The sequence below is a fragment of the Gilliamella sp. wkB18 genome (genome assembly GCF_001690875.1).
GTDB classification, from domain to species: domain Bacteria; phylum Pseudomonadota; class Gammaproteobacteria; order Enterobacterales; family Orbaceae; genus Gilliamella; species Gilliamella apicola_A.
In genome coordinates this window covers 1-13,177 of the sequence record NZ_LZHM01000024.1, presented here as the reverse complement: position 1 = coordinate 13,177, position 13,177 = coordinate 1, and the positions used below count along the sequence as shown (strand labels likewise).

Genomic DNA, 13,177 nt, shown 5'->3' with positions numbered 1-13,177 from the left:
TCTTGGCTAATATATAAGCTGGTTTCAGGATTATAATACCGAAACCGATTATAATAAAGCCCCGTTTCTACATCTTCATATTGCCCTAATTGTTTGAATGGTACAGAGTGTAAATTACCAAATCTATTTTTAGTTTACATATACATCAATTATCTCATCGCACTTCATATAACATCTATAAATAAAATCTCTTATCTCATTTAAAATAATTTCTAAATTATCTATCAAATAAAATTCATCAAAAATTTTTCCATCAGAAGCATAAAACTCCCCTTTTATCTCTATTCTTTCATCATTATATTTTTTATAAGAAATTTCTATATCTAGTAAATCAATATCTTTTTCATTTAAAAATTCATCTTTCAATAAAAACTCGATATATTTCACATATCTACTTATATTTCCATCACTATCTTTATTAAATTGATCAATAATATTAATTTTCTTAATTTCTTTTCGACTTTGAATTTTTTCTTTTCCATAAAGAAAAAGCTCATCTATAGCTAATGATAATTTATCCATAAATTTATTATTTATTAAGGACATGTGACTTTTGCTTCCTGTAAAGCTTGTGTATATTTATGTGTTCTTTCTGTTCCTCTAGTATCAGCCCATTCACTTAATTTTACAAAATTAGGATCATCTGCTGGTCGTATAGAAACATGACTACCATGATCATTAATGGCTTCTAATCCTGTTCCATCTAATTTAGCTACATCAATGGTTTGAAATTTTCCTGTTGTTGGTTTTTCTAAAGATGCCGACAATCCTGAAGTTGTATCTTTTCCTGGACGAGGAGTTAAATTTGAGTCTGTTCCTGACCCCATTCTATAAACATAACCTTCTGTAAGTTTTACATCCAACCCCAACGGGTCAACTTCTGAGTTAGAATCAAGCGTATACGCATAAAAATTCGGATTGTTTCCTGCTAGCCCGATAGGATCTTGGCTTATATAAGTTCCTGTATTACTGTCGCAATACCTAAACCGATTATAATAAAGCCCCGTTTCTACATCCTCATACTGCCCTAGTTGCCAGAATTTATCTTCATAATAACAAGTCAACCTTTTTAGGTTGGCTTGTGCTTATTCTTCATCCAATATATACACACGACTTTCCTGATAAGCAAATGATTTAGTTGAAATTTTTACATTCCAGTCTTCAGTATAAAAAATTACGTTATAGATGTTATTAAAGTGGCTATTTTCATTTTCTTTAAATAATTCTATCTTACATTCACAATTTTCTAATTTAGATTTTCCCCAATTACTTATATAAAAATCATCCATCATATTACTTGTAATATCAATAGCGATTACATTATAATTAGCGCCCCATTGCCCCCATTTTTTTATTTCTATGTTAGGATTTTCAGTTGTTTGTAATGTTATTGCAATATTTTTAAAACAATCAACTTTAATATGACTTAAACACATTTTTTGTAATCCATTGGGGTATAATTGCTTTAAAAAATAATTATTGTCAATGATATCTATTATATTCATAATTTTAATTTTTACATTTTTTAGGAAAATTATAATGTCCATGAGTATCCTCAACATGTCCCGTGTTTAAATTATCAATTGGACGAACATTAAAATGAGGCTCTGCACCATGCCCAGGAGTTGCTTTTGTATGTCCTAAACTATGTTCTTGGATCGTAATAATTTCATTATTTTTACCTTTAAATTCATAATTTCTAGTATCAATAGGGCGACCATTTTTACCTATGATCTTATTCCCATAACCATCTTCCAACTTGGTGGAGTATACTCTGATAGGTTGTTGACTCATGGGGATTCCTGCATCTCTTTTTGCTTGTCTGAAAGCATCTCTACGACTGACACCATTATAAGAAGTTTTTTTATCAGCCATCAACCCCAACGGGTCAACTTCCGAATTAGAATCAAACGTATAAGCATAAAAATTCGGATTATTACCTGCTAACCCTATCGGGTCTTGGCTTATATAAGTTCCTGTATTACTGTCGTAATACCTAAACCGATTATAATAAAGCCCCGTTTCTACATCCTCATACTGCCCTAGTTGCCTGAACGGAATAAACGGCTTATTGTTTAAGGTATCTTCCCGTATTCTGCCATAGATGTCAAAATCCACCTGCCAAACCAGTTCCCCTTTGTCATCATAGGCCTGAGCGGGGCGGCCCAAATAGTCCGATACAATCGAGTAGGACTTGCCGTCGCAGAGCTTTGCGGTGGGGACTAAACTTCCTTCCTCATAAACCCAAGTGGTCAGGTTTTCGACCGGTTCGGGTTGGTCCAAAATAAGCATTCCCAGCTCGTCAGTAATAACCTTAGGACGCCGTGCACGCTCATAATGCCATTCATGTAATAATACATTTCCATCCCAAAGATAGCGATAAATCTTTGTATGAACAATTTTGGCTGTTCTTCTTCCTAATGCGTCGTATTCAAAGCGAATCCATTCTCCTTGTGGATTGCGCACCGCTTTGAGCATGCCGTTTCCTTGCCACTGATATTCCCAATCACCCGACTGCCATTGTGGCGGGTCAGCATTTTCAAGCGTTCTGTTTTTTCGTATTTGGTCGTATTGTTTAAGCTCGGATTTAGAATATCGCCGTATTTCGGCCTTGCGGTCAAATTCATTGTCATCTAAATCTTCTATCCAGAACCCTTTTTGAGTGGTGGGAGAGTCAAGAGCAAAAGGGGAATCTTTTAACCGGGTGTGGGCAGAGGTGGGAGGGAGGGGCACTTTACGAGAGGTTTTTAAAATAAGATTTCCCGATGGGTCGTAAATGTAATTCCACTTTTTATCCTTTAAAATTTTACCCGATGCGCCGTATACGGTGTCGGATTGATGCGGATCGGAATAGAGGTTTCCCACTTCGTCGGGAAGTTTGTAATCGTAACTTCCATCTTGGTAACAAGCAGCGGCTAAACTTCCGAAGGAATCATAAGTAAATTCAGTTTTACCCTTGGTTAATCCGTTGAGGATGCTTTTAAGTTGATGTCCCGGGCTCCAGTTATATTGTCGATTATAGGTTTCTTTACTGCCTTGATACACTTGATGGGAAATAATCCGTCCCTGTTTGTCGTAAGCGGTGGTAAGTTTGATACGCCCGTTGAGCTGTTTTTCCATTTCTTGCCCGAGCCCGTTACGGGTTATTTGAGCTTTCCATTGGGTGTTAGTTTCTTCCGCTTCTATATCGGCGGTAAGAGTAAGCAAATTTCCTTGATCATCAAAAGTATTGCGTATGTATGCCCCCGGTGAGCTTTTCAGCTGCGTTCGAAAGCCCTTATCATCGTAGGTGCTGCTAACCTGCTGTCCCTTATCTCCCGGTAAACCGCTGCTTTGTATTTCTTCAATAACACGTCCGGCCAGGTCTCTTAGCAGTTTTACGCAATTATCTTGATTGCGGGCTTCTACAAGTTGTCCGTTTTTATTGTATTCGAACGTTTCCCAAGTTCCATCCGAATATTCTTGTCGAATGATGTTTCCTTTAAGATCGTATTCGTATAAAGCCCAAGTTCCTCCGCTTTTGTTACTTTTAATGACTTTTCCCGCTCGGTCTCGTATATAATCGGTAGCCATGCGGTCAAAAGCAATTTCACGGTTGATATCGCCCCTGGGATTTCTAAAGAATTGGTAGATTTCATTTTTTGCGTTTCGAACTTTAACTCTTAGATAAACTCAACGCTTAAATAAAAAAGCCAACTTTTTTAGGTTGGCTTTTGGGTTTTATTTTGAATATATTTTGTGGAAAATTAATTTTTTTGAATATACTTTTTCTTTTTTAAGTATACACTAATTCTACTATTGACCAATGACAATTACATGAAAATATATTAGTATTCTGTCTTATTATTTTATCTACATTAATATTATCAATGCCATCAAAATATTTACCTTCTAACTTAAAATATAATTCATGAAAATGGTAGTCACTAACTTTTTCTTCTATTATTTTAAACCCATGATCTATGAGAACTCTAATTAATAGAGTAATAGGCTCACAAATTTGAATATCATCTACTTTCACAATCTATAAATTTTATTATTTCTAAAAGAGTATCATATTCTAATTTACTAAATTCTCCTCTAGCCAAATAACCTGAGTAATTTCGATACAAATTTTTCAAGGTTTCTTTTGTAGGATTATTTTCAAGAATAGTTATTGTTGAATTATATAATGCTACGCCTTGATTATTAGTACTTTCTGATATTAATAATTTTAGTTTTTCTATAGCATTTTCTTTTGTCATATTAATAATATTAATTTAAAAATTGACTTTTTCTGTCTTTATTATTGTAGATTTAGGTAACTCTTTAATATTAATTAGACCTTGATAACCACCTCCCATTAACTTTTCTAAACCGTCTGAACTTATTTGAGGTGCTGCTGTCCCCTCTGCTATCCATGTTCCTTTTTGAGGTTTAAAAGTAGTTACATACTCCATCTTAACACCCCATTCTTTTAAAATTGCTAAATCTTCTCTTAAAGCTATCTCTGATGCATATTTTTTATTTGTAACATAATTAAAATCTCTTCCTAATCTATTAGTTTTCCCATGATACTTATAAAAAACTTCGTTACCATCAACCTGTCGCATATTAACTAACTTATCAGTAAAATTATTTGCATGGTAGTCTGGTATTCCAGATCCTTTTTTTACCTTTCCTCCTCCGCACTCACTAAGCCCGAACACATCAACCATCGTATTCGAATCATGCACATACGCATAAAAATTCGGATTATTTCCTTCAAGTTTTATGGGATCTTGGCTAATATATAAGCCGGTTTCAGGATTATAATATCGGAAGCGATTATAATAAAGCCCCGTTTCCACATCCTCATACTGCCCTAGTTGCCTGAACTTATCTTCATAATAACAAACCAACTTTTAAAGTTGGCTTGGGTTTATTTAAATGTCTGTATAAATACTATATCCTTCAGGGACAAAATCTAAGCCTTTTAATTTTGCATCTTCACATCGCTTTTTAAACTCTTCGGTCACAATTATATATGTTTTTTTCTTTCATCCTAACAATATCGTAATTTTTCAAACTATTAGAAATTATATATAATTTCTTAATTTGGATTACATCGGTTTTACCATAAGTTTTAATATAATAAATAGATTTCTCCATATCCATGCATGGAACTACTTTTAAAACATTTAACAAATAGTAATCATCATTAATATTTCCCTTTTGATCAGAAAAATTTACATTTATAAATTGAATTTGTTTGTCATTTTCTAAATCTTCAAAATTGTTTTTCAATCTCTTACTAACTAAAGGAGCATTGTATGTAGGCAAAATATCATAATTATTTATATAGAATCTATTTTATCTACATCAAACAATAAAGGTTTAGATACTAAAATTTCTTTTCCTTGATTAAATATATTATTAGATAGTTCATTTTGCTCTTCATCATAAACAAAATATACATCTCTCTTGTAAAAAGCGGTTAGTTCAAAATACATAATATTTAATTACATTTAATTTTACCATCTCTTAGTCCTTTACGGATTTTGCGTCTTAATTTATCTATTTCATTTGCATTTTGGCTTTTGCTATTATTAATTATAAGCTTCTTCTTCGGTTTTCATGCCATTAATAAACTCTTCAAGAGAATTTGCAACTAATTCCATTCTTTTATCAGATTCTTCTATTTCTAAATTTGCAAAATATATACTTCCATTTTGTAGATCATAGCAAAAAGGAAAGCCTCCCCAATCCATTGAAAAAATTAAATAATTATTAGAAACTAATTTTTTATTAATAAAATATATCGTATTTTCTTCTAATAATTGATCTTCAGTAAAACGTTTATATTTTATAGGCATAAATGTTTTTATACTATATTCAGCACAGGAATTACTTATATATACGTTTTTATCTCCTTCAATTTTTCCCCCATTAAAAGCTAAATACAATTCTTGTAAATCTTTTGGAAATTTTATATTTAATAACTTTTCTATTTCAGTAATATTATCTTCATATATTGCTTGGGAGCTGTTTATTAATTTATATTTTATCATGATATTTAGTTTTTACACTTAACCCAACCCTTAGCCTTGGCTTTATTAATAGCTGCAGGAGTTCCATATTTAACTCCAAATTCAGCTTCAAACTGATAAACAGAACCTTTATGAGGTATTGTAGCTTTATGGATGTCTGTTTTTATTAATTGCATTGTAGTTTCTCCTGTTGTTGGATCAAAATCAGCAACATGATGCCAAGTATAGTCATCTGCTAATTTTCTATCAATGCCAGATTTTTTAAACGCTTCTGTAAAATCTCTTCCACGAGAACCTTGCATTTTTATTTTAACAATTGCTCCTTCAGAAGGAAATAAATCAGGATGTCCTGTAAAATCTATATTAGTAGGAAAATCAGCCATCAACCCAAAGGGATCAACCCAAACATTGCTATCATGCACATACGCATAAAAATTCGGATTGTTTCCTGCTAATCCTATCGGATCTTGGCTAATATATAAGCCACTTTCAGGATTATAATATCGGAAGCGATTATAATAAAGCCCCGTTTCAACATCCTCATACTGCCCTAATTGCCTGAACGGAATAAACGGCTGATTGTTAAAGGTATCTTCCCGTATTCTGCCATAGATGTCAAACTCCACCTGCCAAACCAGTTCTCCTTTGTCATCATAGGCCTGCGCGGGGCGGCCCAAATAGTCCGATACAATTGAGTAGGACTTGCCATCGCATAGCTTTGCGGTGGGGACTAAACTTCCTTCTTCATAAACCCAAATGATTTATAAATTTTTTATTTGAGTTTTTCATGGTTTTTTATAAGCTTTTTATAATATTGAATAATATACAATAATTCATTTGTTAAACTATTAGTATAATCCCAAGAATCAATAATAAAATACTGTATTTTATCGCCTGCAGGTAAATCAATATATTGATCTGATAAAATATTATTTTTCACATTATCTAAATATTTATTAATAACACATTTCTGATTTTCACTTATTTTAATATCATTATCTAAAATACTCTCTTTTATATTTTCTATTTTTAATAATAAATTTTTCATTCTTTAAATCTTAATTAATGTCAAATAATGCAGTATCGGGCGAATCTAAAATGTATTTTTGAACTTTCCCACCAGGTAAACCTAAACCTTGTGAAGAAGCCCTACCTTCAAAAATAGTTGTACCTTCTTTAATTTTAAATTGACTAATATAAGTCATTTCGTTCCAATCCATTTTTACCGCTAATTCACTTCTAGTAGCTGGAAAAGTTTCAAATAAGTATCTACCCTTCGGCCATGCGTTTTTTCCATTATCATGATACCTTAAACCAAATTCATTAGCTGTAGCTTTTCTGATGATTATATTTTCACTTTCAAATGATTGTAAGACCTGTTTTCTTATATTTCTAGGTAGTCCTAACTCTTTCATCATATTAGACGCCTCTTTCACTCCTTTGTAAGGATCGGGCATCTTATCCATCCCACACTCACTCAATCCGAACACATCAACCATCGTATTCGAATCATGCACATACGCATAAAAATTCGGGTTATTACCTGCTAGCCCGATAGGGTCTTGACTTATATAAGTTCCTGTATTACTGTCGTAATACCTGAAACGATTATAATAAAGTCCATCTAGTTCTTGGTCTTCATACTGCCCTAGTTGCCTGAACGGAATGGAATTCCTGCTGTTGAATTTGTCTTCTTATAAAGCCATCCCTAAGGTTGGCTTTTTATTAATTCGGCAATATAGTTTTGAATTTCAACCATATCATTATATAATGCACTATTATAATCTCCAAAATTATCCACATATATTTTAGTTAAACCTACAGTATAGTTTTTCAATACGGAATCATTTTCCAAATTATCAAGTTGCATTTGATAATATTTTATATAAATATCATACTGATTTTTAGAAATAGAATTTATCTTTTTAAGATCTTCCAAAGATAAATTAGAAAATCGACTATCTAATTTTTTTTCATCAATGTCTGGAATGTATTCTGATTCTTCTTTTATTTTAAGATGTTTAAATTTTAGTATTACGCATTTGATTTTTCTTGTTATATATTCTTTTTTCATACAATGTCTACTTTGAAGATAATTTCACTATTTGTTGAACCCACTCTTCAGGCCAATCCCTTGGTAAAAGTATTTGATCTGCACCACCTTTTAAAATAGTTCCTGTTTTATCTATTGTTTGTGAAGCAACTTTACCATAGCTAATTGTAGTACCTTTGGGAACTTTTATAATAGCTTCAAATTCCCTCGTATTTTTCCAGCTTGGTAATAATGCTGCTTCTATTTTAGCATTAATTCTATTTTTAGCAGCAGAAGTTGTTACATAAGAACCTCGTAATTTAGCATTTCCTCCAAAAGATCTATAAACGATCAAATCTTCTTCTAAAATACCCGTTTTATAAATTCCTCCTTCAAAAGATTTTACCATTTCTTCAGGTAACGAAGCTTTTTGAGTTTCTTTTATTTTTACACTACATTCACTTTTACTAAGACCAAACGGATCCACCCAAGCATTACTATCATGCACATACGCATAAAAATTCGGGTTATTATCTGCCAATCCTATCGGGTCTTGGCTAATATATAAGCCACTTTCAGGATTATATATATCGAAACCGATTATAATAAAGCTCCGTTTCTACATCTTCATACTGCCCTAATTGCCTGAATGGAATATAAATACTTATTATTGAATTTATCTTCTTGTAAAGGCAACTCAAATGAGTTGGCTTTAACTGATGAATAATTTAAGTACTATCATCTAATTGATACATTACTTTCATCCCATTTTTTTAAATATTCATATACATAATGTTCTTCATCAGAAAATATTTGCATAATATATTTATTCTCATTTATATATCCATAATCTAAACCTATATGACTATCTATTTTTTTTTGTAATTCATCTGAAAAAAATTTTTCACTACTAGTTAATTCCAATTTGATACCAAACTCTCCATATAAAATACTAATAATATTATTATCGACAGTATGAATTAAAATATTATTTAGTATCCAATTTTTAATATCATTTTTACTTGTTAATCCATCCAGTTGTAATTTAGAAGTAAAAATATTATTATTAGTTTTTATAGTCTCTTTGAAATACTCAGAATATAAATTAATTACTACATCTTTTGAAAAATCAATAACTTTACAATATTTATTTTTATCATACTCTTCAAATATTTTGTTCTTCCTATTTTTAAGTAATATTTCTGCTTTTCTATTTTGTATTGATTGATTCATTATGCTTCTTATTTACATTTAACTTTAACAAATAAATGATGATCTTTTAAATTTGGATCATCTATTTTTGCATATCTATTCGTCTTAAAATCATAGGAATCCCATCCGTGAGGGTATTCTCCTTTAGGATTTCCAGCATGAACATGTAATTGTCCATCATTGGTGTGTACTGCTATTATTTTTTTATGTCCATTAGCATCTGTAAATTCATACATCCGCCCATGAGAACCAAAGTTTGTATCATATTGATAGTTAACAATATTACTTCCTTTCTTGTTAATATCATCACCTATTTTCCATTGTCTATCTGGTTGCTGACTTCTAGGAATACCTGCTAAATCTTTAGCTTTATTCATAGCTTGTTTTAAAGAAGTAAAAGGATTATTTTTTGATCCTAAAGGATCCAACCCAAACGGGTCAACTTGCGTATTAGAGTCAAACGTATACGCATAAAAATTCGGGTTATTACCTGCCAATCCTATCGGATCTTGGCTAATATATAAGCCACTTTCAGGATTATAATACCTAAACCGATTATAATGAAGCCCGTCTAGTTACTCGTCTTCATAATAACAAGCCAACTTTTAAAGGTGGCTTTGGTTTTATTATTTATTGATTTTGTTTTTCTCTAAACTCTTTTAATTTCTTCTCAATAAATGCAAAGTCATTAATGGCTTTATCCTTATCTTTTACTTTGTCATATTTTTCTCTCCATTTTCTAATTCCAAATATATAAAATTTCAATCCCTCTTCTGTCAAATCTCCAACCGTTATTTGAGAATCATCATTTGCTTTTTCCCCTTTTTTTAAAATCTCCTTCGTAATAAATCCATTGTCTTGTAGAAAGTGTACGTAGTTTTCAAAAAAACGATATTGTCTTTCTTTGTATTCTTGAGTTATAGGCTGTGGAGCCAATTGAGATTGAGTTATCCAACTTAATTTTTCTATTATACGATTTTTGTCCATAATTTCCTTGAACTTAATGACATTTAACTTTTCCTGTTTCTAAATCAACATCTATTCTTTTGGTTTCAACTTCTGAGATATCATACATTTTACCTTTTCTTCCTGGTTCTTTTACATGGGTTCCCCCATTAGCTCTAATTTCTGCTTCTTTTAACATTTGTGTTGTTTTATCTGCTGTTGGGCTTGTAACTTCAAAAATTCCTTTTACTTTGCCGTCTTCAACTACAATAAAATCCAGTCTTCTTCTTGAATTAGTTATATCTCTAACACTTTTTCCATTGGCATCTCTTATATATCTTTCTGATAAAATAGTTGCATTGGGATATTTATTTTGTAAATATTTCTTAGCTATTGCCTCTCTTGCATTTCCTGATGCTTTATTAGCTATAACATCCAACCCAAACGGGTCAACTTGCGTATTAGAGTCAAACGTATACGCATAAAAATTCGGGTTATTACCTGCTAATCCTATGGGATCTTGGCTAATATATGAACCACTTTCAGGATTATAATATCGGAAGCGATTATAATAAAGCCCCGTTTCAACATCCTCATACTGCCCTAGTTGCCTGAACGGAATAAACGGCTGATTGTTAAAGGTATCTTCCCGTATTCTGCCATAGATGTCAAACTCCACCTGCCAAACCAGTTCTCCTTTATCATCATAGGCCTGCGCGGGGCGGCCCAAATAGTCCGATACAATCGAGTAGGACTTGCCTTCGCATAGCTTTGCGGTGGGGACTAAACTTCCTTCTTCATAAACCCAAGTGGTCAGGTTTTCGACCGGTTCGGGTTGGTCCAAAATAAGCATTCCCAGCTCGTCAGTAATAACCTTAGGACGCCGTGCACGCTCATAATGCCATTCATGCAATAAAACATTACCATCCCAAAGATAGCGATAAATCTTGGTGTGGACAATTTTCGCTGTTCTTCTTCCTAATGCGTCGTATTCAAAGCGAATCCATTCCCCTTGTGGATTGCGCACCGCTTTGAGCATGCCGTTTCCTTGCCACTGATATTCCCAATCACCCGGCTGCCATTGTGGCGGGTCAGCATTTTCCAGCGTTCTGTTTTTTCGTATTTGGTCGTATTGTTTAAGCTCAGACTTAGAATATCGCCGTATTTCGGCCTTGCGGTCAAAATCATTGTCATCTAAATCTTCTATCCAGAACCCTTTTTGAGTGGTGGGAGAGTCAAGAGCAAAAGGAGAATTTTTTAACCGGGTGTGGGCAGAGGTGGGAGGGAGGGCCACTTTACGAGAGGTTTTTAAGATAAGATTTCCCGATGGGTCGTAAATGTAATTCCACTTTTTATCCTTTAAAATTTTACCCGATGCGCCGTATACGGTGTCGGATTGATGCGGATCGGAATAGAGGTTTCCCACTTCGTCGGGAAGTTTGTAATCGTAGCTTCCGTCTTGGTAACAAGCACTGGCTAAACTTCCGAAGGAATCATAGGTAAATTCAGTTTTACCCTTGGTTAATCCGTTGAGGATGCTTTTAAGTTGATGTCCCGGGCTCCAGTTATATTGTCGATTATAAGTTTCTTTGCTGCCTTGATACACTTGATGGGAAATAATCCGTCCCTGTTTGTCGTAAGCGGTGGTAAGTTTGATACGCCCGTTGAGCTGTTTTTCCATTTCTTGCCCGAGCCCGTTACGGGTTATTTGAGCTTTCCATTGGGTGTTAGTTTCTTCCGCTTCTATATCGGCGGTAAGAGTAAGCAAATTTCCTTGATCATCATAAGTATTGCGTATGTATGCCCCCGGTGAGCTTTTCAGTTGCGTTCGATGGCCTTTATCATCGTAGGTGCTGCTAACCTGCTGTCCCTTATCTCCCGGTAAACCGCTGCTTTGTATTTCTTCAATAACACGTCCGGCCGGGTCTCTTAGCAGTTTTACGCAATTATCTTGATTGCGGGCTTCTACAAGTTGTCCGTTTTTATTGTATTCGAATTGTTATTATATTTGTGTATTATGAAAGAAAGAGAAATAAGAGCTGTTTTTGATAAAGAAACAATAACAGTATATCAGGCTTATAGAAAAGGAATTGCTTTACCTGCTGTAAAGGCTCAAACTTTTGTGTCTCCTTTTAAAGTGGAAAGAATGACTTGGATTAAACCTTCTTTTTTATGGATGATGTATAGGTCCGGATGGGCTGAGAAAGAAGGACAAGAGCATATTTTAGCAGTTAAAATAAAACGAGAAGGTTTTGAATGGGCTTTGGAAAATGCTTGTTTATCTACATTTAAAGAAAATATATACAAAACTCATGAAAATTGGAAAGAGAAATTGAATAGTACCCCTGTTCGTATTCAGTGGGATCCTGAAAAGAATATTAAACTGGAGAATTTAGATTACAAATCTATTCAAATAGGATTAAAGGGTGAAGCTGTTAAAAAATATGTAAAAGATTGGATTGTTCAAATTGATGATATTACAGGTTTTTCCAAAGAAATTCATCAACTTATTATAAATAATGAGATAGGAAAAGCAAAGGATAAACTTCCTAAAGAGAAAATTTACCCTTTGCCTGATTTTATCAAACCCATTATTAATGCTGATTTATAATTTTTTGGATCAAAATTTTAGCTGTATTACTTAAATCCTCATAAGGAGATTCTAAATATCTTTTTAAAATATTCAGAGTTTCATCATTAGATCCCGTTTTATATAAATTCCATAGGCATTTTTTCCAAATGGGAACTATAAAAGTTTCTATATCATTAGTATCATTTTTATCGAAATTATTAATGCCTAATATTCTGATAAAGTATTTTCTATTTTCTGTATTTAACTCTAATGAGTCCAATAATCTTTCTAAAAAATAACTAGGTATCCAATCTTTTATTATTAATTGCTTATAAATCTTATCAAGATTATTTTTAATATATTCATTATCATTTAAATATTCCTCAATATCTAAATATTCTTCTATTT

17 protein-coding genes and 3 pseudogenes are annotated in these 13,177 nt (G+C 32.7%); 1 reads left to right on the top strand and 19 read right to left on the bottom strand.

Features of this window, described 5'->3' with window-relative positions; translation table 11 throughout:
- The 18 genes and pseudogenes from A9G48_RS12075 to A9G48_RS11990 all read right to left on the bottom strand — a co-directional run.
- Positions 1–89, bottom strand: a pseudogene (locus tag A9G48_RS12075) (RHS repeat-associated core domain-containing protein); the annotation flags it as partial.
- A gap of 40 nt (positions 90–129) precedes the next feature.
- On the bottom strand, positions 130–546 hold the full coding sequence (locus tag A9G48_RS01120) for a hypothetical protein (protein WP_034947360.1): 417 nt from the start codon (positions 544–546) through the stop codon (positions 130–132).
- Positions 537–1,064 carry an RHS repeat-associated core domain-containing protein gene (locus tag A9G48_RS12005; RefSeq protein ID WP_051825363.1) on the bottom strand — a complete coding sequence of 176 codons (528 nt, stop codon included), beginning with the start codon at positions 1,062–1,064 and terminating at the stop codon, positions 537–539. The genes A9G48_RS01120 and A9G48_RS12005 overlap by 10 nt, the downstream gene beginning before the upstream one ends.
- 21 nt (positions 1,065–1,085) lie before the next feature.
- Positions 1,086–1,547 carry a hypothetical protein gene (locus A9G48_RS01110; RefSeq protein WP_051825365.1) on the bottom strand — a complete coding sequence of 154 codons (462 nt, stop codon included), beginning with the start codon at positions 1,545–1,547 and terminating at the stop codon, positions 1,086–1,088.
- On the bottom strand, positions 1,510–3,573 hold the full coding sequence (locus tag A9G48_RS12000) for an HNH/endonuclease VII fold putative polymorphic toxin (RefSeq protein WP_065575672.1): 2,064 nt from the start codon (positions 3,571–3,573) through the stop codon (positions 1,510–1,512). Before A9G48_RS12000 ends, A9G48_RS01110 begins: the two co-directional genes overlap by 38 nt.
- 434 nt (positions 3,574–4,007) lie before the next feature.
- Positions 4,008–4,244, bottom strand: coding sequence for a hypothetical protein (locus A9G48_RS01095; RefSeq protein ID WP_065575671.1), 237 nt, complete (start codon positions 4,242–4,244; stop codon positions 4,008–4,010).
- Between the two features lie 429 nt (positions 4,245–4,673).
- Positions 4,674–4,856 (bottom strand): annotated as a pseudogene (locus A9G48_RS12070) (RHS repeat-associated core domain-containing protein); the annotation flags it as partial.
- Positions 4,857–4,980: 124 nt separating this feature from the next.
- Positions 4,981–5,265, bottom strand: a complete 285-nt coding sequence (locus tag A9G48_RS12065; protein ID WP_065575670.1) for an imm11 family protein — start codon at positions 5,263–5,265, stop codon at positions 4,981–4,983.
- Between the two features lie 302 nt (positions 5,266–5,567).
- The gene (locus A9G48_RS01080; RefSeq protein WP_034947381.1) at positions 5,568–6,029 is read right to left on the bottom strand and encodes an SMI1/KNR4 family protein; all 462 of its coding nucleotides are present in this window, start codon (positions 6,027–6,029) and stop codon (positions 5,568–5,570) included.
- Positions 6,030–6,034: 5 nt separating this feature from the next.
- Complete coding sequence (locus A9G48_RS11995) at positions 6,035–6,685, bottom strand: RHS repeat-associated core domain-containing protein (RefSeq protein ID WP_065575669.1); 651 nt, start codon at positions 6,683–6,685, stop codon at positions 6,035–6,037.
- Between the two features lie 95 nt (positions 6,686–6,780).
- Complete coding sequence (locus A9G48_RS01070; RefSeq protein ID WP_034947390.1) at positions 6,781–7,056, bottom strand: hypothetical protein; 276 nt, start codon at positions 7,054–7,056, stop codon at positions 6,781–6,783.
- A gap of 10 nt (positions 7,057–7,066) precedes the next feature.
- On the bottom strand, positions 7,067–7,675 hold the full coding sequence (locus tag A9G48_RS01065) for an RHS repeat-associated core domain-containing protein (protein WP_081299220.1): 609 nt from the start codon (positions 7,673–7,675) through the stop codon (positions 7,067–7,069).
- 41 nt (positions 7,676–7,716) lie between these two features.
- On the bottom strand, positions 7,717–8,082 hold the full coding sequence (locus A9G48_RS01060) for a hypothetical protein (RefSeq protein WP_065574037.1): 366 nt from the start codon (positions 8,080–8,082) through the stop codon (positions 7,717–7,719).
- Positions 8,083–8,506: 424 nt separating this feature from the next.
- A pseudogene (locus A9G48_RS12060) lies at positions 8,507–8,699 on the bottom strand (RHS repeat-associated core domain-containing protein); the annotation flags it as partial.
- A 79-nt stretch (positions 8,700–8,778) separates the two neighbouring features.
- Positions 8,779–9,273, bottom strand: a complete 495-nt coding sequence (locus A9G48_RS01050; protein ID WP_051825382.1) for a hypothetical protein — start codon at positions 9,271–9,273, stop codon at positions 8,779–8,781.
- Positions 9,274–9,281: 8 nt separating this feature from the next.
- A complete protein-coding gene (locus tag A9G48_RS01045; protein ID WP_442903329.1) occupies positions 9,282–9,770 on the bottom strand; it encodes a hypothetical protein in 489 nt (162 codons plus the stop codon).
- 112 nt (positions 9,771–9,882) lie between these two features.
- Complete coding sequence (locus A9G48_RS01040) at positions 9,883–10,239, bottom strand: hypothetical protein (protein WP_034947435.1); 357 nt, start codon at positions 10,237–10,239, stop codon at positions 9,883–9,885.
- Between the two features lie 13 nt (positions 10,240–10,252).
- The gene (locus A9G48_RS11990) at positions 10,253–11,965 is read right to left on the bottom strand and encodes an RHS repeat domain-containing protein (protein ID WP_065575667.1); all 1,713 of its coding nucleotides are present in this window, start codon (positions 11,963–11,965) and stop codon (positions 10,253–10,255) included.
- A 249-nt stretch (positions 11,966–12,214) separates the two neighbouring features.
- On the opposite strand from A9G48_RS11990, the gene A9G48_RS01030 reads away from it, so the two are divergent.
- Positions 12,215–12,808: a DUF4291 domain-containing protein gene (locus A9G48_RS01030; protein WP_034947437.1), complete on the top strand. Its 594-nt coding sequence runs from the start codon at positions 12,215–12,217 to the stop codon at positions 12,806–12,808.
- Here A9G48_RS01030 and A9G48_RS11455 read toward each other — a convergent pair.
- A partial coding sequence (locus A9G48_RS11455) for a hypothetical protein (protein ID WP_176701981.1) occupies positions 12,792–13,177 on the bottom strand: 386 nt, incomplete at its 5' end. The two genes, A9G48_RS01030 and A9G48_RS11455, sit on opposite strands and share 17 nt — an antisense overlap.

Bases quoted from the DNA above. Each gene is read 5' to 3' on its own strand.
- A9G48_RS01120 (WP_034947360.1), bottom strand. From the start codon at position 546: ATGTCCTTAATAAATAATAAATTTATGGATAAATTATCATTAGCTATA.
- A9G48_RS01110 (WP_051825365.1), bottom strand. From the start codon at position 1,547: ATGGACATTATAATTTTCCTAAAAAATGTAAAAATTAAAATTATGAAT.
- A9G48_RS12000 (WP_065575672.1), bottom strand. From the start codon at position 3,573: ATGGCTACCGATTATATACGAGACCGAGCGGGAAAAGTCATTAAAAGT.
- A9G48_RS01095 (WP_065575671.1), bottom strand. From the start codon at position 4,244: ATGACAAAAGAAAATGCTATAGAAAAACTAAAATTATTAATATCAGAA.
- A9G48_RS01080 (WP_034947381.1), bottom strand. From the start codon at position 6,029: ATGATAAAATATAAATTAATAAACAGCTCCCAAGCAATATATGAAGAT.
- A9G48_RS01070 (WP_034947390.1), bottom strand. From the start codon at position 7,056: ATGAAAAATTTATTATTAAAAATAGAAAATATAAAAGAGAGTATTTTA.
- A9G48_RS01060 (WP_065574037.1), bottom strand. From the start codon at position 8,082: ATGAAAAAAGAATATATAACAAGAAAAATCAAATGCGTAATACTAAAA.
- A9G48_RS01050 (WP_051825382.1), bottom strand. From the start codon at position 9,273: ATGAATCAATCAATACAAAATAGAAAAGCAGAAATATTACTTAAAAAT.
- A9G48_RS01040 (WP_034947435.1), bottom strand. From the start codon at position 10,239: ATGGACAAAAATCGTATAATAGAAAAATTAAGTTGGATAACTCAATCT.
- A9G48_RS01030 (WP_034947437.1), top strand. From the start codon at position 12,215: ATGAAAGAAAGAGAAATAAGAGCTGTTTTTGATAAAGAAACAATAACA.